The 22669-nt window shown below is 63.1% G+C and carries 19 protein-coding genes and 1 pseudogene; 12 read left to right on the plus strand and 8 right to left on the minus strand.

Annotated elements, in window-relative coordinates:
• Positions 1-109: 109 nt before the first annotated feature.
• Both HL671_RS25915 and HL671_RS25920 read left to right on the plus strand, forming a co-directional pair.
• On the plus strand, positions 110-409 hold the full coding sequence (locus HL671_RS25915) for a hypothetical protein (RefSeq protein WP_172239976.1): 300 nt from the start codon (positions 110-112) through the stop codon (positions 407-409).
• Between the two features lie 105 nt (positions 410-514).
• Positions 515-868 (plus strand): phasin, encoded by a 354-nt coding sequence (locus tag HL671_RS25920; RefSeq protein ID WP_012045720.1) that lies wholly within the window; start codon positions 515-517, stop codon positions 866-868.
• A gap of 62 nt (positions 869-930) precedes the next feature.
• On the opposite strand, the gene HL671_RS25925 is transcribed toward HL671_RS25920, so the two are convergent.
• Together HL671_RS25925 and HL671_RS25930 are read right to left on the minus strand one after the other, a co-directional pair.
• Positions 931-1242 carry a c-type cytochrome gene (locus HL671_RS25925; RefSeq protein WP_012045719.1) on the minus strand — a complete coding sequence of 104 codons (312 nt, stop codon included), beginning with the start codon at positions 1240-1242 and terminating at the stop codon, positions 931-933.
• Between the two features lie 574 nt (positions 1243-1816).
• Positions 1817-2065, minus strand: coding sequence for a hypothetical protein (locus HL671_RS25930; RefSeq protein ID WP_012045717.1), 249 nt, complete (start codon positions 2063-2065; stop codon positions 1817-1819).
• Between the two features lie 447 nt (positions 2066-2512).
• Between HL671_RS25930 and HL671_RS25935 the strand changes: the two genes are divergently transcribed.
• Positions 2513-3670, plus strand: coding sequence for an OpgC domain-containing protein (locus tag HL671_RS25935; RefSeq protein ID WP_172239979.1), 1158 nt, complete (start codon positions 2513-2515; stop codon positions 3668-3670).
• Positions 3671-3685: 15 nt separating this feature from the next.
• Here HL671_RS25935 and HL671_RS25940 read toward each other — a convergent pair whose 3' ends face one another.
• Positions 3686-3946 carry a hypothetical protein gene (locus HL671_RS25940; RefSeq protein WP_172240144.1) on the minus strand — a complete coding sequence of 87 codons (261 nt, stop codon included), beginning with the start codon at positions 3944-3946 and terminating at the stop codon, positions 3686-3688.
• Positions 3947-4165: 219 nt separating this feature from the next.
• Here HL671_RS25940 and rocF point away from each other — a divergent pair, with 219 nt between their 5' ends.
• On the plus strand, positions 4166-5140 hold the full coding sequence (gene rocF / locus HL671_RS25945) for an arginase (protein ID WP_012045715.1): 975 nt from the start codon (positions 4166-4168) through the stop codon (positions 5138-5140).
• Positions 5141-5232: 92 nt separating this feature from the next.
• Here rocF and HL671_RS25950 read toward each other — a convergent pair whose 3' ends face one another.
• Together HL671_RS25950 and HL671_RS25955 are read right to left on the minus strand one after the other, a co-directional pair.
• Positions 5233-6864, minus strand: coding sequence for an NAD-dependent malic enzyme (locus HL671_RS25950; protein ID WP_172240147.1), 1632 nt, complete (start codon positions 6862-6864; stop codon positions 5233-5235).
• A 195-nt stretch (positions 6865-7059) separates the two neighbouring features.
• Positions 7060-8364, minus strand: coding sequence for an NRAMP family divalent metal transporter (locus HL671_RS25955; RefSeq protein ID WP_012045713.1), 1305 nt, complete (start codon positions 8362-8364; stop codon positions 7060-7062).
• A 115-nt stretch (positions 8365-8479) separates the two neighbouring features.
• On the opposite strand from HL671_RS25955, the gene HL671_RS25960 reads away from it, so the two are divergent.
• A complete protein-coding gene (locus tag HL671_RS25960; protein ID WP_085972640.1) occupies positions 8480-12391 on the plus strand; it encodes an ATP-binding protein in 3912 nt (1303 codons plus the stop codon).
• Positions 12392-12437: 46 nt separating this feature from the next.
• On the opposite strand, the gene HL671_RS25965 is transcribed toward HL671_RS25960, so the two are convergent.
• A complete protein-coding gene (locus HL671_RS25965; protein ID WP_172239982.1) occupies positions 12438-12623 on the minus strand; it encodes a hypothetical protein in 186 nt (61 codons plus the stop codon).
• Positions 12624-13291: 668 nt separating this feature from the next.
• Between HL671_RS25965 and HL671_RS25970 the strand changes: the two genes are divergently transcribed.
• The 5 genes and pseudogenes from HL671_RS25970 (at position 13292) to HL671_RS25990 (ending at position 17780) form a co-directional block, all read left to right on the plus strand.
• Entirely contained in the window at positions 13292-13567 is a 276-nt protein-coding gene (locus HL671_RS25970; RefSeq protein WP_012045710.1) for a hypothetical protein, read from the plus strand.
• A 474-nt stretch (positions 13568-14041) separates the two neighbouring features.
• Positions 14042-14893 carry a hypothetical protein gene (locus HL671_RS25975; protein ID WP_172239985.1) on the plus strand — a complete coding sequence of 284 codons (852 nt, stop codon included), beginning with the start codon at positions 14042-14044 and terminating at the stop codon, positions 14891-14893.
• Positions 14894-14926: 33 nt separating this feature from the next.
• A pseudogene (locus HL671_RS38980) lies at positions 14927-15451 on the plus strand (phage terminase large subunit); the annotation flags it as partial.
• Positions 15452-15863: 412 nt separating this feature from the next.
• Positions 15864-16325 (plus strand): GNAT family N-acetyltransferase, encoded by a 462-nt coding sequence (locus HL671_RS25985; protein WP_172239991.1) that lies wholly within the window; start codon positions 15864-15866, stop codon positions 16323-16325.
• A 186-nt stretch (positions 16326-16511) separates the two neighbouring features.
• The gene (locus HL671_RS25990; RefSeq protein WP_172239994.1) at positions 16512-17780 is read left to right on the plus strand and encodes a CaiB/BaiF CoA transferase family protein; all 1269 of its coding nucleotides are present in this window, start codon (positions 16512-16514) and stop codon (positions 17778-17780) included.
• A 64-nt stretch (positions 17781-17844) separates the two neighbouring features.
• On the opposite strand, the gene HL671_RS25995 is transcribed toward HL671_RS25990, so the two are convergent.
• Positions 17845-18573, minus strand: a complete 729-nt coding sequence (locus HL671_RS25995) for a CBS domain-containing protein (RefSeq protein ID WP_012045669.1) — start codon at positions 18571-18573, stop codon at positions 17845-17847.
• Between the two features lie 161 nt (positions 18574-18734).
• On the opposite strand from HL671_RS25995, the gene HL671_RS26000 reads away from it, so the two are divergent.
• On the plus strand, positions 18735-19097 hold the full coding sequence (locus tag HL671_RS26000) for a hypothetical protein (RefSeq protein WP_012045668.1): 363 nt from the start codon (positions 18735-18737) through the stop codon (positions 19095-19097).
• A 209-nt stretch (positions 19098-19306) separates the two neighbouring features.
• Entirely contained in the window at positions 19307-20968 is a 1662-nt protein-coding gene (locus HL671_RS26005; protein ID WP_246579532.1) for a PHA/PHB synthase family protein, read from the plus strand.
• Between the two features lie 143 nt (positions 20969-21111).
• On the opposite strand, the gene HL671_RS26010 is transcribed toward HL671_RS26005, so the two are convergent.
• Entirely contained in the window at positions 21112-22668 is a 1557-nt protein-coding gene (locus tag HL671_RS26010) for a bifunctional aminoglycoside phosphotransferase/ATP-binding protein (RefSeq protein ID WP_172239997.1), read from the minus strand.
• Position 22669: the final 1 nt, after the last annotated feature.

Genomic DNA, 22669 nt, shown 5'->3' on the forward strand with positions numbered 1-22669 from the left:
GGCCGTGCCGTCGAAGATCGGCCTAAGGCTTCAGTAAAATGCTGCGTGTATTGAATGGAAAAGTTGATTCACTTCCGCTTCGATGTTTGTAGTCGCGGGGAGAGAGGCCATGACGAACATCCTGCCCTTTCGTTCAAGGACAACGCGGTCTCCGTCGCACCTGGGAGCCGAGGGTGAAGTCGGTGTTGCAGCAGTGGGGGCCGCCCGGTTCGAGCCGATCCGCTCCTCTGGGCGCAGCAGCCAGGACGAGGTCAGGAAGACGATCATCCTGCTCGATCTTGCTTTGCAGCATGCGCGCGAACTCAGCAGCATGGTCGAAAACGACGGCGAGCGGTGGATCTATGACCGGCATCTCGCCTCGATCGAACTCTCGCTCCAGATTGCACGGGAACGTGCCTTCTCATTCTGAGATCGTCGATATCGCACGATCTGCTGTCTCCGCATCGGCAGCTGCAAATCTACGGCGACGCAGGGCGACAAATATGGTAGTTGGGTCCGCGTGGAGGACGCAACAATGACCCAAACAAAACTGGAAGTGCCGGCTGAACTGCGCGACCTTGCGGAGAAGACGATCGCGCAGGCCGAAAGAGCCTTCGAAATGTTCTTCGATGCTGCCGGAAAATCGATCACGACGGTTCCCGGGCCTGCGGCCGAAATGTCCAAGCAGGCCCTCTCGCTCACCGAGCAGAACATCAAGACGGCCTTCGAACATGCGCGTAAGCTCGTCCATGCGACCGAGCTTGAAGAGGCCATGCGGATCCAGTCCGAATTCCTGCGCAGCCAGTTCACCAATGCCGGCGAGCATATGAAGACCATCACCGCAGGCATTATGGCCGCAGCAAGCAAAGCGACCGAGCCCAAGACCTAGGGCAGCGCATGTGACCGGATGACGCGGGCATCGGCGGCTGCTGAGCCGCCGATGGGAGAAACTTATTTGCGCAGCGAAGCGATATAGGCCGCGATGTCGGCCGCCTCGAGGCGGTTGAGCGGAAAGCTCGGCATTTTGGGGTGCGGATCGAGCAGGAAGAAGGCGACCTTCTCCGGAGTGAAATCGGCCTTCTGGGCGATCTGCGCGAAAGACGGGACATCCGCGCTGGCCTGCTTCTGCGTTCCCTCGACCAGGTGACACGAGGCGCACCAGCGCCTGGCAAGATCCGCACCGTGATCGGCATCGGCGGCCCATGAAGTGCTCGCCGTAGCTGCGGCTGCAATGGTCAGAATTGTCGTCACGAACACGCGCATCAGGAACTCCGTCTCATCGGTTTTTCGTCGAGCTTGTCCGCTCGTGTGGCAGCAAGAAAAAGCGGCTCGCCAATCCGTTCCATGTTGATCTATTGCAGGGGAGGGGCGGACGCTTGCGTCCGCGCTCGACGCGTCGGACCGATCGTCTCATAGACCCGCTTCAGTTGCAGCAGGACTTTGGGAAATGTGACAGGTCGATCCGGCTGATGATCCGCCTGAAGAGGGCGCCCAGGCGGCTCAGGAGGGAAGGGCGGGGCGCCTCAGTGGCCGTTAGTTCCTGGGCAGCATAAGACATGTGGCCCCCCCTTTGTCGCCAAGCATCTTTCCTGTCCCCTTATTGACGCGGTGCAGGCGGCCGCAGGCCGGACATGCGACGGCTTCGTACAAATCGGTGTCGTCGGAGACCAGCGGCCCGACCACACCGACCTGCACGTCAGATCCCGTCTGGGAGCAGCGAAAAACGAGAGTTTCCATCTTCGAAGCATGCCAGATCTGGGCTTCTATGGCCTTGATCTGTCTCAACAGGCAACGAAGCTCCGTCCGAGAGCGTACCGGCCGGGAGAACAAGAACGGGTCAGGTCAGGCCGTGCGACGTCGCCTTCGCGAGACCCATGCGCTCGGCAACATTGGTGGTGGGCACGGAGGCCGTTTGCGCTGCCCGAAGCGCCGCGTCAATTTTCGATTTGACGCGCCGCGCGGCAAGCGCGGCCAGCCGGGTCTGAGTTCGTCCAGATTTGACCTGGTCGCCGAACTCATACCGCCATTCCCAAATGTCCGGTTCAGCAGTCGGCACGACCGTATATTGGACACCTCGGTGGATCACGGAACCCCCCTTTAACTCTTCCACTCCAAGTCAACGTCTAACCCATCTACAATCAATCCGGGCAAATACGGGAGTGGAACTTTTGCCAGCTACGCGAGGCCAAATGGTTAACACCGAGACGTCCGCGATGTTCCCGCGAGTCCCGATGTTGCTTTCGGGCCAGCGAAACCGGCCGGGTTACCAATCGGCCAACGGAATCCTGTAAGAATGCGCGGATATCTGCGGCGGGCGCGGGACTGCGATCCTTGGTCTGGAAGAAATCGTCAGTGGTTGGAGTGACGCTGCTAGGATCAAGGGTTGAAAGTCTTCCGGCTCCGGGTCTCCGTCGGGCGTGCGTCTATTTGACGCGAACGTCCGCAGCCCCGACGGCGGCTGCTGCGTCGAGATCGCTGTGGGTGGGAAGTCCACATCGCAGATGCCGATCCGGGACATCAGACGGGGGGCGCCTTGGACGTCAATGATCGTGGTCTGGTTTGCGCGACGACGGGCGCGGTCGACGCGGCACGAGATTGCCGCGATCTGCGCCTCGACGCCTGCCGAGGTCTCGCGCTCTGGTTCATTTTTGTCGATCACGTGCCGGACAACTCGCTGTCCTGGCTGACGCCGCGGAATTATGGCTTCAGCGATACGTCTGAGGTGTTCGTTTTCATCTCCGGCTACACTTGCATGCTGGCTTATGGTGGAGCATTGGCGGCGCAAGGCTGGGCGACGACGGTGGTGCGTGCGCTGCGGCGAGCGTGGGAGATCTATGCGGCCTTTCTCGTGCTGCTGCTCGCTTATGCGGCGCTGGTCTGGGTCGTCGGCAATGGCGAGCGCTTCGTCGACGAGACGAATACGGGCTTTTTCTTTCGCGATCCCGGGCCCACGCTCGTGCATGTCGCGCTGCTGCAGTTCGCACCCGTCAACACCGATATCCTGCTGACCTTCGCGATCCTGCACATCTGCTTTCCCGTCGTCCTGTGGATGATGATGACCAGCCCGACCTTCACGCTGGTGATATCGTTCCTGCTTTACATGATGGTCCAACTATTCAGCTGGCAGGTGCCGGCTTGGCCGAGCGGCGAACTCTACTTCAATCCGTTCGCTTGGCAGTTCCTGTTCGTCATCGGCGCCTGGTATGTCTATGTCGGCTCCGCAAGTCTGCGGCCGATCCTGAAGTCGCGCACGCTCCTGATCGTCGCGCTTGCCTACCTTGCCTTCAGCCTCTTCATGGCTCTGAGCTGGGAGTTCAAGAGCCTGGAGGCATTGATCCCGTCGGCCGTCACCGGCCTGATCTATCCGATCTACAAGAGCCATCTGGCGCCGGTGCGGCTGCTCCACTTTCTCTCGCTGGCTCTCGTCGTATCGCGGCTGACACCGCCGCAATGGAACGGCCCGGCCCGCCCGCTGATGACGGCGATCATCCGCTGCGGGGAAAACTCGCTTTCCATCTATTGCATCGGGGTGCTGCTGGCGTTTATCGGGCAGGTCGTGTTGACCGATGTCTCCAGCGGTTTTGCCATGCAGCTGCTGATCAGCATCGCAGGAATTGCCGTGATGGTCATCGCAGCCACGCTGCTGACCTGGGAAACCCAGCTCGATCGGCGCGGACCAAGGCTGTTTTGAGGGCCGCCGGTGCGGTCAGCGCCGGCGCGCCACCGCGACGCCACACAGAAACGCGACGAACAGGCTGGCCAGCGGAGCTTCGCGGGTGATGGCGCTCAAGGTCGACAGCGCCGTCCCGGGGCGGCGCGCGTCCTTTGCAACGGCGCTCAGGCGGTCGACGGCCGCACTGAGGGTACCCACGATCTCGCCGAGAGAGCGGGACATGTCCGTGGCCGTGTCGAGCGCGCGTTCTGCGACGCCCGGCTGCGGAGGTGTTTCGAACGTTTCGCTGCTCACTATCTTTGCCTTTTCGACGCTCACGGCTCGGTTGAGATGGCCTGCCCGATCGGATCCCGGTCGCAAGCGGGCATGCCGTTCCAGGAAATGCGGGCTGACGCGATTGGTTCCGGCGGCGGGCACGTTGCCTGCAGGTGAATCCGATGGAACGCCGCGGAAACGACATCCCTGCAACATCGGGACCGGTTATGTTCATGGCGCAAGCAGAAGGATCTGGCCTTGACCCACGTTGACAAAGCATCTCCAAGCCGCGTCGCCGTACTGGGGGCGCCGATCGATCTCGGCGCATCTGTGCGCGGCACCCTGATGGGGCCGGCTGCGCTTCGAACCGCCGGGCTCGTGCCGCTGCTGGAAAGCCTCGGTCTCGATGTGACGGATTATGGCGACGTTGGGATCGCCGATATGACCGACCTCAGCGATGACCCTCCTGCGAAGGCGAAGCATTATCGCCAGATCCAACGCTGGTCGCGGGTGCTGGCACGTCGGAGCCATGAACTGGCGCACACCGGGGCGATCCCGGTGTTCTTGGGAGGAGATCACTCGCTGTCGATGGGATCGGTGAACGGTGTCGCGCGTCACTGCCGCGACGTCGGTCAGGAGTTGTTCGTGCTCTGGCTCGATGCGCATGCCGACTACAACACGCCGGAGACCACGATCACGGCCAACATGCATGGCATGTCCGCGGCCTTCCTGTGTGGAGAGCCGGGCCTTGATGGCTTGCTCGGTGGCGACGTCCGCGCCACCATCCCCACCGAGCACCTCGAACTGTTCGGCATCCGCTCGATCGACAAGGCGGAGAAGGAGCTGCTGCGCATGCGTCGCATCAGCGTCGCCGACATGCGCGCCATCGACGAGTTTGGCGTCGGCGTCCTGACGCGCAGGATCCTCGACAAGGTCCGCGCTCGCAATGGTGTTCTGCATGTCAGCTTCGACGTCGATTTTCTCGATCCGGAGGTGGCGCCAGGGGTCGGCACGACAGTTCCTGGCGGAGCGACCTATCGCGAGGCGCATCTCATCATGGAGTTGCTGCATGATTCCGGCCTGGTGCGGTCGGTCGACATCGTCGAGCTCAACCCCTTTCTCGACGAGCGTGGCAAGACGGCCCGGGTCGCGGTCGAACTGATCGGCAGCCTGTTTGGCCAGCAGATCACCGATCGGCCGACACCGACCAACGCGATCGTCCCGGATCTATGACACGCGCCGGAAGCCGCGCTGCCGAGGCCGGCTGGCTGATGGGCTGAAGCGGATGCCGTGCGAGCTTCAGCACGGCATCCGCTTTGGCGGCGTCAGTAGCGCGGGTCGTACATCTTCTGCTCGACGAAACCGAGCAGGTCGTTCGGCGCCGGTCCGGAGGCGAGCCCGTTCTGATAGGCCACGCCCGCCACTGCGGCGCCGATCAGGGCGGAGACTTCGCGGATCCGCGGCAGCGCCGGATAAAGGCTTCCTTGTTCGAGATCAGCGCCGGTCACGCAGTTCGCGAGTGTGTGTGCGGCGGCCATGAACATTTCGTCCGTCACCAGGCGCGCCCCGCTGGCGATCGCGCCAAGGCCCACACCGGGGAAGATGTAGGAGTTGTTGCCCTGCCGGGGCACGAAGGTCTTGCCATCGAGCTTGACCGGATCGTAGGGGCTTCCGCAGGCAAACAATGCGCGGCCCTGGGTGTAACGATAGGCCGCCTCCGCCGAGCATTCCGCCTTCGAGGTCGGGTTCGACAGGGCAAAGATGATCGGCCGCTCGTTCAGCTCCGCCATCGCTTGCAGCACTTCCGGCGTGAAGGCGCCGCCGACCGCGGCAACGCCGATGATCGCCGTCGGCTTCAGCGTCCTGATCGAGGTCAGGAAGTCTCCGAGCGGTGCCTGCTCATGAGCGTAGCGCAATTTGTGACCGTGCAGGTTCTCACGTCCCTTGACCACGAGCCCGCGCGAGTCCGTGAGCCAGTTGCGTTGTAGCGCCTCGGCTTCGGACAGGCCTTCCGCCATCATGGCCGAGACGACGAGATCGGCAATCCCCGTGGCTGCCTCGCCGGCGCCCAGGAACAGCACGCGCTGATCGCGAAGGCGACCGCCGGTGATGCGCAGCGCGGAAAACAGACCGGCCAGCGCGACCGCCGCCGTTCCCTGGATGTCGTCGTTGAAGACGCAGGCGTCGTCGCGGTATTTGTGCAGCAGCTTGAAAGCCGCGTGGTTGGCGAAATCCTCGAACTGGATTAGCACGCCCGGGAAGGCCGCGCGCGCGGCGGTCATGAACTCGTCGACGAACTCGTCATAGGCTGCGCCGGTGATGCGTTTCTGACGGAGGCCGATATAATAGGGGTCCTTGAGGAACTCCTCATTGTTGGTGCCGACGTCCAGCATGACCGGAAGGCACTCTTCGGGATGGATGCCGGCACAGGCCGAGTAGAGCGAGAGCTTGCCGACAGGAATGCCCATGCCGTTGGCGCCGAGGTCGCCGAGGCCGAGAATGCGCTCGCCGTCGGTGACGACGATGAGCTTGGCGCGGTACGGCCAGTTGGCGAGGATCTCGGCAATTCGGCCGCGGTCATTGGCCGAGATGAACAGGCCGCGCGGCCGCTGGAAGATCAGGCCGTATTTCTGACAGGCGAGGCCGACCGTCGGTGTGTAGATCAGCGGCTGGATCTCGTCGATGTTGTCGCAGACCACCCGGAAGAACAGCGCCTCGTTGCGATCGTGCAGCGCATTGAGCGCGACATATTTCTCCAGATCACTGGGCAGGCTGCGGAGGTTGACGAGGATGCGCTCGGCTTGCGCCTGCATCGACAGGACACCCGCTGGGAGGAAGCCGCGCAGCCCAAGCGCATCGCGCTCCTGCTCGGTGAATCCTGTCCCCTTGTTGAGCAGGGGATCACGCAGCAGCGCAAGCCCGCGAGGGGAGTAGGTGGGGAGCGTCGGTGCGGTCATACGTTGCGGTTGGGTCAAGGCGGAGTCTCCGAGTCCTTTTCGAGCCTCGCGCTGCTGTAGCCGGTCCGCGTTGACCGGCATCAATCGAGACAGCATGGCGGGATCGGTCTGTTAACACAGATTCCGCGCCGCGTTGCACCAATGACGTTGTGCAACTGCGTTCAAGGCGGTCTGGCCAGCTGCACATCGTCCGGGCTAGGCGCGGCCTGCGGCAAACGACCACAACAGCGCCAGCACGGCGATCGCCATGATCGCGGTGCCGATCCATCCCAGTGCGATCAGCCAGGAGCGGGCCCGGAAGCGGCCCATCAGGCGGCCGTTCGACACAATGACCATCATCATTGCCATGATCGGCACCGCGACGATGCCGTTGAGCACCGCGCTCCAGACCAGCATGTGGATCGAATCGATGCCGGTGAAGCCGAGCCCGAAGCCGATCAGCGTGGCCGCGGCAATGATGCTGTAGAAGCCGGCAGCCTCGTCGGGCTTGGCTTCCAATGTCGCATGCCAGCCGAAGACCTCGGCCACGCCATAGGCGGCCGATCCCGCCAGCACCGGGATGGCCAGCATCCCGGTGCCGATGATGCCCAGGGCAAACAGCAGAAAGGTGAAGTCTCCCGCCAGCGGGCGCAGCGCTTCGGCCGCCTGGGTCGCGGAATCGATCTTGGTGACGCCATGTGCGTGCAGAACGGTCGCGGTCGTCAGGATGACAAAGAAGGCAATCGCATTCGAAAAGATCATGCCGATCGCCGTATCGATTCTCATCCGCCGAAGCTCGGGATGATTCTTCCTCGACAATTCGCGGAGCGGCCGATCGACCTTGCCCTGGTTCATCTCCTCGACCTCCTGGGAGGCCTGCCAGAAAAACAGATATGGACTGATGGTGGTCCCCAGCACGGCCACGACGGTCAGCAGATAGTCCGGATCCGTCGACGGGCTTGGCCACACAGCGGCGAGCAGGGCGGTGCTCCAGGGCACTTTGACGGTCAGGGCTGTGGCCACATAGGCGAACAGGCTGAGGGTGAGGACCTTGATGAAGGGAGCATAGCGCCGATAGGGAAGGAAGACCTGCAGCAGTGTCGAAGCCGCCGCAAAGATTAGCGCATGCTCATGGTTGAGCCCGCCGATCACCAGGGACAGGGATTCGGCCATGGCGGCGATGTCGGCTGCGATGTTGAACGTATTGGCGCCGACCAGCAGGGCCACCAGGCCGAGGACGATCGATCGCGGCGCAAGCGAGCTGATGTTGGCAGCCAGTCCCTTGCCCGTGACCCGACCGATCCGTGCGCTGACCAGCTGAATGGCGATCATGAAGGGCGTGGTGAGGAACACCGTCCACAGCAGGCCGTAGCCGAACTGCGCGCCGGCCTGGGAGTAGGTCGCGATGCCCGAAGGGTCGTCGTCGGCGGCGCCGGTCACCAGACCTGGGCCCAGCAGCCGGAACAAGCTCCTGGCCGATCGCTTCGGCTCGTTGGGCTCTGATGCAACGATGATGGCCACGGCACAACTCTCCCGCGCGCGGTCGTGTATGTTGTCGAAGTCAGTCGTCCCCTTTTTGTTCCAGCTGCCGGAACCAGGGCGGGTGGGCCGGCGTTAGGGTTCGGGCGTAATACGGATGGGGGCACGTTTGCCGGATCAGCGGCAGCCAAGGCAGGATCAGGACCTCCGCTCTGCGGAGCGGGACAGGCTGTTTTCGGGAGGTAGCGAGCTCGCCGGGCTGATGCTGCAGTTCGATTGGGGCAGTACCTCGATCGGTCCGCCGGAGCAATGGCCGCAAAGCCTGAAGACTGCCGTCAGAATCATGCTCACCTCTCAACAGCCGATCTGGATCGGCTGGGGAAAGGAGCTCATCTACCTCTACAACGACGCCTACAAGGCCATCATCGGCGGCAAACATCCCTGGGCGCTCGGACGTCCAACGTCGGTCGTGTGGCACGAGATCTGGGAGGATATCGGTCCGCTGCTTGCCAAAGCGAGCGGCGGCGATCGAGGCACCTATGTCGAGGCACAGCTCCTGATCATGGAGCGCAACGGCTTTCCCGAGGAGACCTACTACACGTTCTCCTATAGTCCGATTCCTGACGACGACGGGTCGCCCGGCGGCATCTTCTGCGCCAACACCGACGATACGCAGCGCGTGATCAGCGAGCGGCAGCTTTCCCTGCTGCGCGAACTCGCCAACGCTGCGGCGGAGGCTCGCAGCGTCGACCAGGCCTGTACGAGTTGCGCGCGCGCCTTGGCGCAGGAGCCGCGCGATCTCCCCTTCGTGATGATTTACATGATGGAGGAGAGCGGCAACCAAGCCCGGCTCGCAGCGTTCACCGGGATCGATCCAACTCATCCCGCGGTTCAGCAAAGCCTGTCGATCGGGCGCGACAGCATGTGGCCGCTCGCCGAGGCGCTGCGACTGCAGGCGCCGGTTCTGGTGCGCGATCTGCGGCGATCGTTCGGCGTCGATTTTCCCAGCGGTGGCTGGCGGCAACCGCCCAAACAGGCGGTGGTGCTCCCCATCCTCGCGTCCGGCGAAGTCGGCGAGAGCGGCTTCGTCATCGCCGGGCTCAATCCGTTTCGTCTCTACGATGAAAGCTATGCCCGGTTCCTGAACCTCGTCTCCGGCCAAATCGCCGCGGCTGCCGGAAATGGCCTGGCCTATGAGGCCGAACGCCGGCGGGCCGAGGCGCTGGCGGAAATCGACCGCGCCAAGACGACCTTCTTCTCCAATATCAGCCATGAGTTTCGCACCCCGCTGACGCTGATGCTGAGCCCGCTCGAAGACATGCTCGCGCGCGCGGATGCGGGGCTTGGCGCCGAACAGCTGGCGATGCTGAACCTGATTCACCGCAACGGCATCCGGCTGCTGAAGCTGGTGAACACGCTGCTCGACTTTTCCAGGATCGAGGCCGGTCGCATGACCGCGAGCTTCGAGCCGGTGGATCTGGCGGCCCTGACGTCCGAGCTCGTGTCGAATTTCCGGTCTGCGACAGACCGCGCCGGCCTGCGCCTCGCGATCGAGGCTGCGCCTCTTCCTCAGCCTGTCTATGTCGATCGCGACCTGTGGGAGAAGATCGTTCTCAATCTGCTGTCGAATGCCTTCAAGTTCACCTTCGACGGCGGAATTTCCGTCACGATCGGCATCGCCGCCGACATGCGACATGCGGAATTCGCGGTCCATGACACCGGCACAGGCATTCCGCCGGACGAGCTGCCGCATCTGTTCGAGCGCTTTCGCCGCGTCGCGGGCGCGCGCGGTCGCTCCTACGAGGGAAGTGGGATCGGTCTGGCGCTGGTCCAGGAGCTCGTCAAGCTGCATGGCGGCGAGATCACGGCCGACAGCGAGCTCGGCCGTGGCTCCGTCTTCACTGTGCGGCTTCCGTTCGGCGCATCGCATTTGCCGCCCGCCCAGCTCCGGTCCGCACGGGCGCAGGTCACGACCAATATGCGGGCGCGGGCCTATATCGACGAGGCGTTGGGCTGGCTGAACGGCGATCAGCCTGCCGAACTGCCGCATCCGTCATCGCCGGACGATCTGGGACTTCCCGCTGCGGCGGCGGCCGGGCGAGACCGTGTCGTGCTGGCTGACGACAATCCGGACATGCGTGACTATGTGCGTCGTCTGCTGGGGCAGGACTATGAGGTCGAAGCCGTCGGCGATGGCGGCGCCGCACTGGAGGCCATGCGACGCCGCCGGCCCGATCTTGTTCTGACCGACGTGATGATGCCCGGAATGGACGGGTTCGGTCTGCTGCAGGCGATGCGCAGCGACCCGCGGCTGCGCGACATTCCGGTGGTCATGTTGTCCGCGCGTGCGGGCGAGGAGGCGAAGGTCGAAGGCCTCGACGCCGGTGCTAGCGATTATCTCAGCAAGCCGTTCAGTGCGCGCGAATTGCTGGCGCGTGTCCGGGCGAATATCGATCTGGCACGGGTGAGGCGCGAGGCCGAGACCACGTTGCGCGAGCTGAACGAGCGGCTGGAGGCGCAGGTCTCCGAGCGAACGGCCGAACTGCAGGCGAAGGAGGCGCGGCTGCGAACGATCTTCGAGGCGAGCTATACGTTCCAGGCCCTGTTGTCCGGCGAGGGCACGCTGCTCGACGCCAATGCCACCTCGCTCGACGCGATTGCGGCGCCGTTGGACAAGGTCGCCGGGCGGCCGTTCTGGGACACACCATGGTTCACGGGCACGCCCGGCATGCCCGAGCTGATCAAGTCACTCGTCGACATCGTCATCCATGGCGAGGTCGCGCGCCGGGAGATTCAGCTCGATCTTCCGGTCGGCGGCCGGCGGTGGTTCGATTTCCAGATGCGGCCGGTGCGCGACGAGGCGGGACAGCTCGCGGCGATCGTCCCCGAGGCCGTCGAGTTGACGGAGCGTCGCCAGGCCGAGGAAGCGTTCCGGCAGGCCCAGAAAATGGAGGCGATCGGCCAGCTCACCGGCGGCGTCGCGCACGACTTCAACAACCTCCTGACCGTGATCAGGTCATCGGCCGATCTGCTGCGCCGACGCCAATTGCCGCCCGAGCGGATGCGGCGTTACGTGGACGCGATTTCCGACACCGCAGATCGCGCAGCCAAGCTGACCGGCCAGTTGCTGGCCTTCGCGCGGCGCACGCCGATGGAGCGCCAGGTTTTCGACGCGGCGCGCCATCTCGAGCAGATCGCGGAGATGCTGCAGACCGTGCTGGGCGCGCCGGCCGTGATCGCGCTCGATCTTCGCGCCCGGCCATTGCCGGTCGATGTCGACATCAATCAGTTCGACACTGCACTTGTGAACCTCGTCGCCAATGCGCGGGATGCGATGGATGGCCGCGGCGTGCTGACCATCCGTGGCGAACGGGTCGATCACGGTGGACCGACTGCGCCAGAGCAATTCGTCTCCATCGCCGTCAGCGACACCGGATGCGGCATTCCGCCCGAGCAGCTCGACCGCATTTTCGAACCGTTCTTCACGACCAAGGGCGTCGGCCGCGGCACGGGCCTTGGCCTGTCGCAGGTCTATGGCTTCGTGCACCAGTCTGGCGGCCGGGTGCTGACCGACAGCGAGGTCGGCAGAGGAACCACGCTGACCCTGCTGCTGCCGCTGACCGAGAAGCCGCTCGAGTCGCATGAGCGGGATGAGCGTGCCCCTGAGCTGCTCACTGCGCGCTGGAACGTGCTGGTGGTCGAGGACAACCCCGAGATCGGCGAATTCTCGACGCAACTGCTCGAAGATCTCGGTTACAGAACCGTTCTGGCCCGCAGCGGGATCGACGCGTTGCGCATGCTCGACGACAATCCTAAACGCTTCGACCTCGTGCTCAGCGACGTCGTGATGCCCGGAATGGACGGGGTCACGCTCGGCCAGGAAATTCGGCGTCGGCTACCGACCATTCCGATCGTGCTCAACAGCGGCTACAGCGATGTTCTCGCCGATGGCGGTCGTCACGGCTTCAGCCTGATTCACAAGCCCTATTCGGTCGACGAATTGTCGCGCGTGCTGCGCCAGGTGATGGCCGGGCGCGCAACGAGCTCGGAGCAGGCTCCGTCCGAGTAGGGACGGATGTCGAGCCTCTGCTCCCGGAAGGCCTGCCGTCGCACCGCTAGCGCATGCTGACGAACTTGCCCCAGAGGCCGGCGAGCAACGCGCTTGTCATCATGTAGTGCGGCTTGTCGCAGAACAGGCCGCCGTAGCTGCAGACATCGGCGCCGACCGATCCGAGCTGATGCTGCCCGGCTGCATAGAACAGCGCGGACAAGACGGCCAGCACCACTGCGACGACATACATGACGAGACCTCCTTCTCCGGTTCTGCCGACGGGCGCGCCGGCCGTGCTGCTGATCGCCGTCGGCCATTGCGCTTGACACGTCGGGCAAATCAGGCGCATCTTGCCACCATCGAAGAAATCATAGAGCCCGCGCCGGGAGATCGGCAGCGGGCTTTTTGTTTGGTCGCGCAGGACTTCGCGTGGCGGTATCGAATCTGCAAAGCGCGGCGACCGCATTTCGATCAAATTTGACATGTCGGGCAAATCACAGGCATGATGGCATCGTCGGAATTTCAGAAATGGCTTCGTCCGCGGCCGCTGACGATCCTATCGAGGCCAAAAGCGCCAGCCCGCTGCTCGAACACTCGACCTGCTCATGCGTCAAAGCTGAGCAAGGACCAGGCTGCTGACAACCTTCTGAATATTGACCGTCCCGCGCGAAGGGGACGGTCCGCGGACGTGACGACCGTCGTCGCGCCTGCTGCGGTCCCTTGCTCGAGGGATGGGGTTCGCGCCCGAAGCGATCGCGTCGTCCGCGATCCGCCGCGTCTATAGTTCAGTCCACGGGAGAGTACGAGACGCCGATCCGACGTCGTTCTCCTTGCTCGATCTCGTTCCCATTGCGGCTGCGGTTGCGCTGTCGTGATGGCGCCGCCTGATCTGACACTTCACCATGTCCGGAAGCGATCATGTCGAAAACGATCACTGAAATCCGCTCGATGGCGCGTAGCCACACCAAGACGGCGATCAACACGCTGGTCGGTGTAATGCGATCGCCCAAGGCGACGCACGCGGCGCGTGTCTCGGCCGCCAATGCCATTCTCGATCGTGGCTGGGGCAAGCCGCCGCAGGCCCTGGAAAACAGCGAGGACGGCGCACTTGAACTGATTCACCGCATCGAGCGCGTGATCGTGCATCCCGGCGACGTGGATCACGAGCAGGAGGGCGAAACCGCCGTAGAATAACAGCGTCTTCGCTCAGTCGCCGTTGACGGACTTGGTTGCTTGTTCTTTTTGTTCTCGGGACGGAGCGCGTCGACGCGCGTTCCTCGGTCAATCGTGCGGTCGAGATGCGGGCAGGTCACATGGTCGCAGCAGTGCGGCTTGGACAGAAACGAGCCGCTCACTCTGTGGTGCGACGACTCGCTGTCTGTGTCTTCCTGCTCGCCGTCCTATGCAGTCCGGCCGCAGCCCGTTTGATCAAGCGACTCCATCGGGATTAGTCGCACGACGCGACGCCATTGTGGCGGCGAACGCCGGTCCACATAGCGGCGCGTGTGACGAGGCGCCCCTTCCCACCTTGCGCAATCGCAGTTGAGTTCGAAGCGGAGCCGCCGGCATCGTTCGCATGGAGAGTGGCGCCGCCAGGTCGCGTCCACTGCGATCGGTGAGCTGGCAGCGTTCATCCAACAATCTCTCTCAACACACATGGAACCGATGATGGCCGCTCCACACTCGCTCACATTTCAGATCAATCCCGGCCTGCTGGGGCACGCCGCCCTCGTCGTCAATGATCCGACCGGGCAGGTGTATGCGGGCTTCGGTCCGGAGCAGCATGGCTCGATTTCGGACGAGGGAAAATTCGACGCTCATTCGATGCTGAATGGGAAGGCGCCACCGAACGACTTTTCCAGCGTTGCGGATGCAGGCCAATACGCAACGTTCACGGCTCCGATCACCGAACAACAGGCGGATCTCGCCCGTGGGGAGAGCGCGAAGCTCAGTGCCGAGCCTCTCTTTTACAACGGCTGGGATCTTGCCCGTTTTTCGCAGGACTCCGGCATCTGCACGTCGATCGTGAATCGGATCACCGAAGCTGCAGGTCTTGGAAAGCACCTCTATCCGATACCGCCAGCCAATTATGAGTATCTGTCCGACAGAGCCGACACGCTGGCGAAGGATCCAAAAGCGCGGCGATTGGCGCGAACGGGATTGCCTGTCCCTGATGCCCTCCGTGGGATTCAGAGGGACTACGCCGATGTCGGCGGCGGGGCAGACGCTCCCTCCGAGCGATTGGGACGTCTTCCCGGTGGATCAAACAGCGGCGAGCAGTCCGTCCCCGCCGCACCCATTGATGAGCGGTTTGGAGGCTGGACCAATCCAAACGCCGGAGCTACCCTGCGATGGCAGGTCGAGTCGGGCGTCACCAACCAAGAAAAGGGGCGGCCCTTACGTCGTCTTCGGTCGCGGCAGGCGACTCCGACGGATCAATCCTTATTCGACGCTGGGGCTCCGTCCGTGCCGTTCGTGTCGGTCCCGTCGACCGCGCAGCCGGCTGGCAGGAGCAGCTGATCATTGTCCACCCTCAAGATCCCCACCGCGAAAGTGTTCGAGCCGCTGCTGGCGCCGGCGCGCTACAAGGGCGCGTTCGGCGGCCGCGGCTCGGGGAAGTCGCACTTCTTTGGCGAGCTATTGGTCGAAACCTGCCAGGCCGAGCGCGGTACGCTCGCGGTCTGCATTCGTGAAGCCCAGCGCACCCTGGCGCAATCGTCCAAGCGGCTGATCGAGGGTAAGATCGCGGCGCTCGGCCTTGGCCAGGGCTTCCGTCCGTTCAGCGATCGCATCGCGACGCCCGGCGACGGACTCATCATCTTCCGCGGCATGCAGGATCACACGGCGGAATCGATCAAGTCGCTGGAGGGATTTCGCATCGCCTGGATCGACGAGGCGCAGACCCTGAGCGCGCGCTCGCTGTCGCTGCTGCGGCCAACGATCCGCGCGCCACGCTCCGAATTGTGGGCGAGCTGGAATCCGCGCCGCAAGTCGGATGCCGTCGACGATTTCCTGCGCAGCCGCAAGCCCGACGGGGCGGTCGTGGTCAAGGCGAATTGGCGCGACAACCCGTGGCTTCCGGCGGTGCTGGACGAAGAGCGCCGGCTCGACCTTGCGCTCTATCCCGACCGCTACGAGCACATCTGGGAGGGCGACTACGTGCGTACGTTCGAAGGAGCCTATTTTGCCGATTTGCTGGCGCAGGCGAGACGGGAGGGGCGGATCGGCAAGGTCGCGGCCGATCCGCTGCTGCCGTTGCGCGCCTTCATCGATATCGGCGGCGCGGGCGCCAGTGCCGACGCCTTCACGATCTGGATCGTGCAATGGGTCGGCAACGAGTTGAGAGCGGATTTTCAGCACTTGCGCCGCTGGCGCAAGAGCGTGGAGCAGGCCCAAAGCTATACGTTCAAGGCCGTCATCACGGTGATCGCGACCGGTCTGCTCGGCGCGATCTGGCTCGGCATCAAAGTGATGCTCGGAAGGTGATGCCGTGCCGGCAAATCGTGTGCGGCAGGCATGCCGATTCCTCATCCGAGAGGTCGACGCGTGTGAGCCCGATGTCCTCGATACGCTGAACGATCTCCATGTGCGAACCTTCCTCGATTGCGCGCCTCTCCCCGATTTCGAGATCGGACAGTGGTGGGTTTCGAGCGAGCATGGACGACCCGTCGGGTTTGCCGGCATGATCCCTTCATCGCTCGGCAGGGGCATCGCCTATCTCTCCAGGGTCGGCGTCATTCGAGAGTGCTGCGGACATGGTCTCCAGCGGCGATTGATGCGTACGATCGAGCAGCGCGCGCGACGATCCGGCCTGTATTGCATCGTTTCGGACACGACCGGCAACATCATCTCCGCCAACAATTTCATCCGCTGCGGGTATGTGTTGTTCCAGCCCGAGCAGCCCTGGGCCTGGCGGAACTCGCTTTACTGGCGCAAGGTGATCGGGTCCTGATGCGTCTCCTACGGCGCGCGCATGCGGCGCTGCGCTGCAGCAGAGCAGGGAGAAAGAGGGGGGCGGGGGCGACTTTCTTTGCGCCAGTGATTGAGCTAACCATGGTCTTCCAGTCGTTGTGGGCTCGTCGCCGAACAATACTGCACAGATCGCGTGAGACGATCGACGCAAGCGGGGAGGATTGGAATGCCGGCTCAGGTCGCTCTGCCAGATCGTGCGCCGCGGCCGACTGATGCGCCGGCCGCCTTGGCGGGTCTGCGGGTGATTGACTTCACCCGGGTCGTTGCCGGGCCGGCGTGTACGCAAACCCTGGGCGATTTCGGTGCCGAGGTCATCAAGATCGAGCAACCGGTCACGGGCGACGATACCCGCGCCTATGAGCATGCAGAGCTCGGCGGTGAAAGCGCAGCGTTCCTCAGTCTCAATCGCAACAAGCGGGGCGTCGTGCTGGATCTCACGGTCCCGCAAGGCCAGGAGGTCGCCCGTGCGCTGATCGCCAAGGCCGACGTCGTGGTGGAGAACTTCTCCTCTTCGGTCATGAAGAAGTTCGGCCTGGACTATCCGGCTGTCTCCGGCACCAATCCAGGTCTGATCTATTGCTCGATCTCTGCCTATGGACGCCACGGTCCGCTTGCTTGGCGATCGGGCTTCGATCCGATCACTCAGGCCGAGAGCGGCTTCATGTCGCTCAACGGTTTTGCCGATGGTCCTCCGGTCCGGACCGGCCCGCCGATCGTCGATCTGGCGACCGGCATGTCGGCTTGCAATGCCATTCTGCTGGCGCTCGCCGCCAGGCAGCGGCTCGGTCGCGGTCAGCACGTCGAGGTGGCTCTGTTCGACGTTGCCCTCGCCATGACCGGCTTCTTCGGGATGGCCTATCTGATGAACGGCGTGAACCCGAGCCGTACCGGAAACTCGCCGAACGACTCTCCAACGGTCGGCGTCTTCGAGGCGTCAGATGGTCCGCTCTACGTGGCCTGCGCCAATGACCGGCTCTACCGGCGGCTGGTGACGGAGGTTCTTGGTCGTCCGGATCTCCTGAGCGATCCGCGTTTTGCCACGCGACGGGCGAGATGGATCAACCGCGCTCAGCTGCGCGGCATTATCGCTGACATTATGGCGACAACAGAGATGGACGTCTGGATCTCGCGGATGAACCAGGCCGGAGTTCCGGTCGGTCGCGTCCGCACCGTCGAGCAAGCCTTTCATGCTCCCGAGGTGCGGGAGCGTGACCGCGTCTGTCACATTCCCCACCCGACGGCCAGCGCGATCCCGAACATCGAGCCGCCGATTTCGATGCAGCTGACGCCCGCCGTCGACCCCCGCGCGGCCCCCCGACTCGGTGAGCACACCGCCGCGGTCTTACGCGACACTCTGGGGCATTCGGAGCAGGATCTCGAGCGTCTGCGGCAAGCTGGCGCCTTCGGCCCGATCCCTCCCATTCAACAAGCCTGACGCGCGCTCTGATGGTTCAGTCGCGGTGATGGCGGGTCGAGTTGGCCGAGGCCGGTCAGATCGATCAGCTGGCCTTGGCCATCTCCTCGTCTTCCGGCGAGTTGAGGTACATGCCTGACATGGTGTCGACCCAGCACAGATGATCGTGAACCTTCTTGACGCCGGCGACGTTCTCAGTGGCCACGATTGCCGCCTGCCGCGAACGTTCCTCGGTGATGACACCACTCAAATGAACGATGCCGTCCTTGACGATGACAGACAGGCCGAACGGGCACCAATCGTTCTTTTCGAGGTTGTCGATGACGCGGTTGCGGATGTGATCGTCATCCGCCGTCGGGTCCGGGACCTGGCGCCCAAGCGTTGCGACGGCCTGCAGCAGATTTGCCCGTGACACGATGCCGACCACCTGGTCGCCCTTGACCACGGGGAGCCGTTTCACATGGTTTTTTTCCATGATCTCCACGATTTCGGCCAGTGCGGCGTCTTCCGTAATGGTCAGAGGCGATTTGGTCATCACCTCCGACACCTTGCGTCCATGTTCGTGGACGAAATCGGCGGCCGATTTTCCGGGTCCGAGAATGAAGCGCAACCAGCGCCCGCGTTTCCGTCCGGTGCCGATTTCCGTTCGGCGGATGAAGTCGCCTTCAGAGACGACCCCGATGAGCTTGCCGCTGGCGTCGACCACCGGCAGGCCGCTGACATGGCGCTGGAGCATGATGTTGGCGGCCTCAACGATTGAGGTGTCAGGCGTGACGGTGATGACCGGACGGGTCATGATCTGATGGGCGCGCATGGCGGACTCCGATGTCAAAAGCTGATGGAGGGTAGTCCGCTGTCAGATCCCTGAATTGACCCAGGTCAAAGGCGAAGCTCGCGGATTCATTGATGCAGCTCAAGGCCTCAACCTGGACCTGGGCTATGAAGATCCACTGATCCAGCGAGAGGAGACGGCCGATGTCTGAACTCCCCGGCGTGAATGCTATGGCCGACGAAACGGCCGAATTGTCCGAACGCGTCGCGCTGTCCAATAAGCACGCTCTTGAGCTGCTCATCGGCTCCCAGCAGATCATGTTGGAAGAGATTCTCTTCGCCAGCAATGAGGCGCTGGATCGCGCGCGGACAGAAACGCATCTGTTCGCTGAATTCGTATCGAAACTGGCCGGCGTGCATTCCGTCAAGGGAATCCAGACGATGATGCAGGAATGTGGCCGGCATCAAGTCGAGTTTGTCAGGAGGGACTGCGACCGGCTCTTCAAGCACGGGCAGCGCCTGATTGATGCCAGTGTGAATCTTGTGGGGCAACGGTGGCGAAACTGAAGACTGTGGGGGCGTCGCGTCCTGATCCGCGGCGACGGGAAGGAAACGCCGAGAGCGGTCCGGCCGTTGCCGTGACAACAAAAGCGTCGGCAACGGCGCTTGCGGCAACGGGCGGAACACTGCCTCTCCGTCAAGAGGACGAAGATTCCGACGCGTTTCGCCGCGAGGATCATGAGCTGGACAAGGCGTTCAGCGCCGTTCTGGCGCGGATGACCGCAGGAATCTCTCCCGCCGCCTTGTCGATGGCCTATCTGGATTGGGCGTGCCATCTGGCCGCCGCCCCGCAGCGCCAGATGGAGAATGTTCACAATGCTTGGCAGATGGCGAGGCAGCTCGCCGAGCGGTCGCTGCATCTTGCCGACCCCAATCGCTCGCCTTGGGACCTGATCAAGCCTCAGCCCAACGATCATCGCTTTTCCAAGCCGCAATGGGCGATGCAGCCGTTCAACCTGTTGGCCCAGAGCTTCCTGCTGGGAGAGGATTGGTGGCATAAGGCGACGACCGGCATTCGCGGCGTGGATCCTGCCAACGAAGCCGTCGTTGATTTCTCGCTGCGTCAGCTGCTGGACATGTTCGCACCCTCGAACTTCGCGGCGACCAATCCTGAGGTCATCGAGAAGACATTCCAGAGCGGCGGAGAAAACCTGGTGTTCGGCTGGCAGAATTGGCTTGCCGATCTCATGCAGGTGCTACACCCGGGGCGACCACCCGGCAATGCCGAGTTCGTCGTCGGCAGGACGGTCGCGACCCGGCCGGGCAAGGTGGTGCTTCGCAATCGCTTGATGGAGTTGATCCAGTACGCGCCGACCACCGAGAAAGTCCGGCCGGAGCCGGTCCTGGTCGTGCCAGCCTGGATCATGAAGTATTATATCCTGGATCTGTCTGCGCATAATTCGCTGGTCAGATATCTGACGGACCAGGGCTTCACCGTATTCATGATCTCCTGGCGAAATCCGGGGGCAGCGGACCGCGACCTTGCCTTCGACGATTACCGATCCCTGGGCGTGATGTCCGCCCTGGACACGATCGGAAGGATCGTGCCGAATACGCAGGTTCATGCCACAGGCTATTGTCTTGGCGGAACGCTGCTCTCGATCACGGCAGCGGCCATGGCCCGGGATGGCGATGATCGTCTGAAGACGATCACATTGTTTGCGGCCCAGACCGATTTTACCGAAGCGGGAGAGTTGACGCTCTTCATCAATGAAAGCCAGGTCGCGTTTCTCGAAGACATGATGTGGGAGCGTGGGTATCTCGACACGACCCAGATGGCGGGGGCGTTTCAGCTGTTGCGGTCCAACGATCTGATCTGGTCGCGCGTCTCGCGCGATTACCTGCTCGGCGAGCGGGCCAGTCCGAGCGACCTGATGGCGTGGAACGCCGATGCGACGCGGCTACCTTATCGGATGCACTCCGAATATTTGCGCAGGCTGTTCCTGAATAACGATCTCGCAGAGGGGCGGTATCGGGTCGAAGGAAAGCCGGTCTCGCTGTCGGACATCCACAAGCCGATGTTTGTTGTCGGAACCTTGCGCGACCACGTGGCGCCATGGAAGTCGACATACAAGATCCACTATGAGGTCGATGCCGACGTGACTTTTGTGCTTGCAAGCGGCGGGCACAATGCCGGCATCGTGGCGCCGACGGATGAGCAGGGGCACTCGCATCAGGTGCGAACCAAGGCTGCCGATGCGCCTTATCTCGGGCCGGACGAATGGCTGAGCATTGCTCCGCGGGTCGAAGGATCGTGGTGGCCAACCTGGATCGAATGGCTGAAGCAACAGTCAGGGACACTGCGCGAGCCGCCGCAGCTCGGCACCGAAGGCGCGAGCGATCTCCCCGACGCGCCAGGTGATTACGTGCATACCTGACAAGAGAGGCGTCTGTGGTCCGCTCAAAAGCCGCCAGCCGAGCGTGGCGCGGCTGACAGGCGACATAGTTCTCGCGAGATCATGCCTCTCACGACAATTGGATTGGGGTGCGATGTCTGCATCGCGGCCACCGCATCGAAGCTTCAGTTTGAATTTGGAATGTAGCGCTGCAGCATCGACAGCGCTCGCTCGAGTGTCGTCTGCAGCGTGCTTGACGCATCCACCTGCAGCCATTCCAGGGTACCCAGATCATAGCTTTCCTGCTCTCGGGCGACGCTGGCCGTCGCGTCGGACGCATCTCCGACCCGCGCGCGAATCCGTTCCAGTCGGATAGGGAGGTCTGCAACAAGGAAGAGCCCCACGAAAGGCACGTCTGATCGCTGTGCAAGAGTCTCGACTTCCTGGCGTTCATGCCGGCGTGCAAACACGGCGTCGACGATCACGGTGAAGCCCTGTGCGAGCACCTGGAGGGCTTGCCGCGCCAGCTCTTGATAGACGCGTGAGCTGGCATCAGGCGTGTAGGCGTCGCCGGGGAGCCGATCTGTCTCGTCGACACCGAACAGCCGTTTGCGTAGCACGTCGCTGCGGAGGACGATTGCTCCCGGTGGAGGGGGCAGGCGAGGGGCTAGCGCCCGCGCCAGCGCGGATTTCCCGGTGCCGGAGAGCCCGCCGACGGCGATCATCATTGCTGGCGCCGGCTGTATCAGCCGGCAAGCCAACTTGAAGTAGCTTTTTGCGGTCTCCAACGTGTTCGATCGCTCATGGTCAGCGTGACTGGCATCGTCACGATCGAGTTTCGCTAGAAAGACTTGAGCGCGGATCGCTGCGCGCATCGCCATGAAGAGCGGCAACGCGGCCAAGCCCCCGGCCTGCTCGCATGCCGCGGTCGATAGATAATGGTTCAGGAGTTGATTGGCCGCGACCGGCTGCTCGAAGTGCAGCAGGTCCATCAGCGGGAAAGCGAGATCGTAGAGCACGTCGATCGTCGCGATCCGGTCATCGAATTCGATGGCGTCGAACAGCACGGGCTTGTCGCCGATGAGGACGATGTTGGCCAGGTGAAGATCGCCGTGGCAGCGTCGAACATGACCGGCCGCCGCACGCTGCTCGAGCAATGGCCGCAGACGCGAGAAAGCCGATTGGCAGCGGGTTCTGAGTTCCTCGACGTCAGGCTCATCGAAACGCGTGCTGGCTCGAAAGCTGGTGATGAACGCGTCGATCCAATGCGGGAACTGCTCCACCCACGCGCTCGATGTGACCTGAGGCGCGACAGTGTGGGATTTGCCGATCGTCATGGCCAGGAGTCGGGCGAGATCGCCATCCAGACGACGTCGGGCGGCAAGATGATCGAGGGTCTGGCTGTCATCGAAGCGACGCATCTCCACGGCATACTCGATCGGTGTACCGGTTCCATCGAGTTCGATCGATCCATCCGGCGTCCTGGTGATGGCGACCACGCGCAGGTAGATGTCCGGCGCAAACGGCTGATTGATCTCCAGCTCCTTCACACAAGCCGCCTTGCGTTGTGCAAGAGTCGAATAGTCGAGAAAGGGCAGCCGGATCGCGCGCTTGATCTTCAGGGCGCGCTGCCCGAACAGAAAGACGGACGCGGCATGCGTATCGATGCGGCGGACCTCTGGATGTCGTCGTGGATCGCCCAGGAATGTGAGTACGTGGTCCTGATCGGATGATGAGGTCATG

This window comes from Bradyrhizobium denitrificans (genome assembly GCF_013179005.1).
GTDB classification, from domain to species: domain Bacteria; phylum Pseudomonadota; class Alphaproteobacteria; order Rhizobiales; family Xanthobacteraceae; genus Bradyrhizobium; species Bradyrhizobium denitrificans.

Bases quoted from the DNA above. Each gene is read 5' to 3' on its own strand.
- HL671_RS25915 (WP_172239976.1), top strand. From the start codon at position 110: ATGACGAACATCCTGCCCTTTCGTTCAAGGACAACGCGGTCTCCGTCG.
- HL671_RS25920 (WP_012045720.1), top strand. From the start codon at position 515: ATGACCCAAACAAAACTGGAAGTGCCGGCTGAACTGCGCGACCTTGCG.
- HL671_RS25925 (WP_012045719.1), bottom strand. From the start codon at position 1,242: ATGCGCGTGTTCGTGACGACAATTCTGACCATTGCAGCCGCAGCTACG.
- HL671_RS25950 (WP_172240147.1), bottom strand. From the start codon at position 6,864: ATGACCGCACCGACGCTCCCCACCTACTCCCCTCGCGGGCTTGCGCTG.
- HL671_RS25960 (WP_085972640.1), top strand. From the start codon at position 8,480: ATGGGGGCACGTTTGCCGGATCAGCGGCAGCCAAGGCAGGATCAGGAC.
- HL671_RS25965 (WP_172239982.1), bottom strand. From the start codon at position 12,623: ATGTATGTCGTCGCAGTGGTGCTGGCCGTCTTGTCCGCGCTGTTCTAT.
- HL671_RS25970 (WP_012045710.1), top strand. From the start codon at position 13,292: ATGTCGAAAACGATCACTGAAATCCGCTCGATGGCGCGTAGCCACACC.
- HL671_RS25975 (WP_172239985.1), top strand. From the start codon at position 14,042: ATGGCCGCTCCACACTCGCTCACATTTCAGATCAATCCCGGCCTGCTG.
- HL671_RS25990 (WP_172239994.1), top strand. From the start codon at position 16,512: ATGCCGGCTCAGGTCGCTCTGCCAGATCGTGCGCCGCGGCCGACTGAT.
- HL671_RS25995 (WP_012045669.1), bottom strand. From the start codon at position 18,573: ATGCGCGCCCATCAGATCATGACCCGTCCGGTCATCACCGTCACGCCT.
- HL671_RS26000 (WP_012045668.1), top strand. From the start codon at position 18,735: ATGTCTGAACTCCCCGGCGTGAATGCTATGGCCGACGAAACGGCCGAA.
- HL671_RS26005 (WP_246579532.1), top strand. From the start codon at position 19,307: ATGACCGCAGGAATCTCTCCCGCCGCCTTGTCGATGGCCTATCTGGAT.
- HL671_RS26010 (WP_172239997.1), bottom strand. From the start codon at position 22,668: ATGACCTCATCATCCGATCAGGACCACGTACTCACATTCCTGGGCGAT.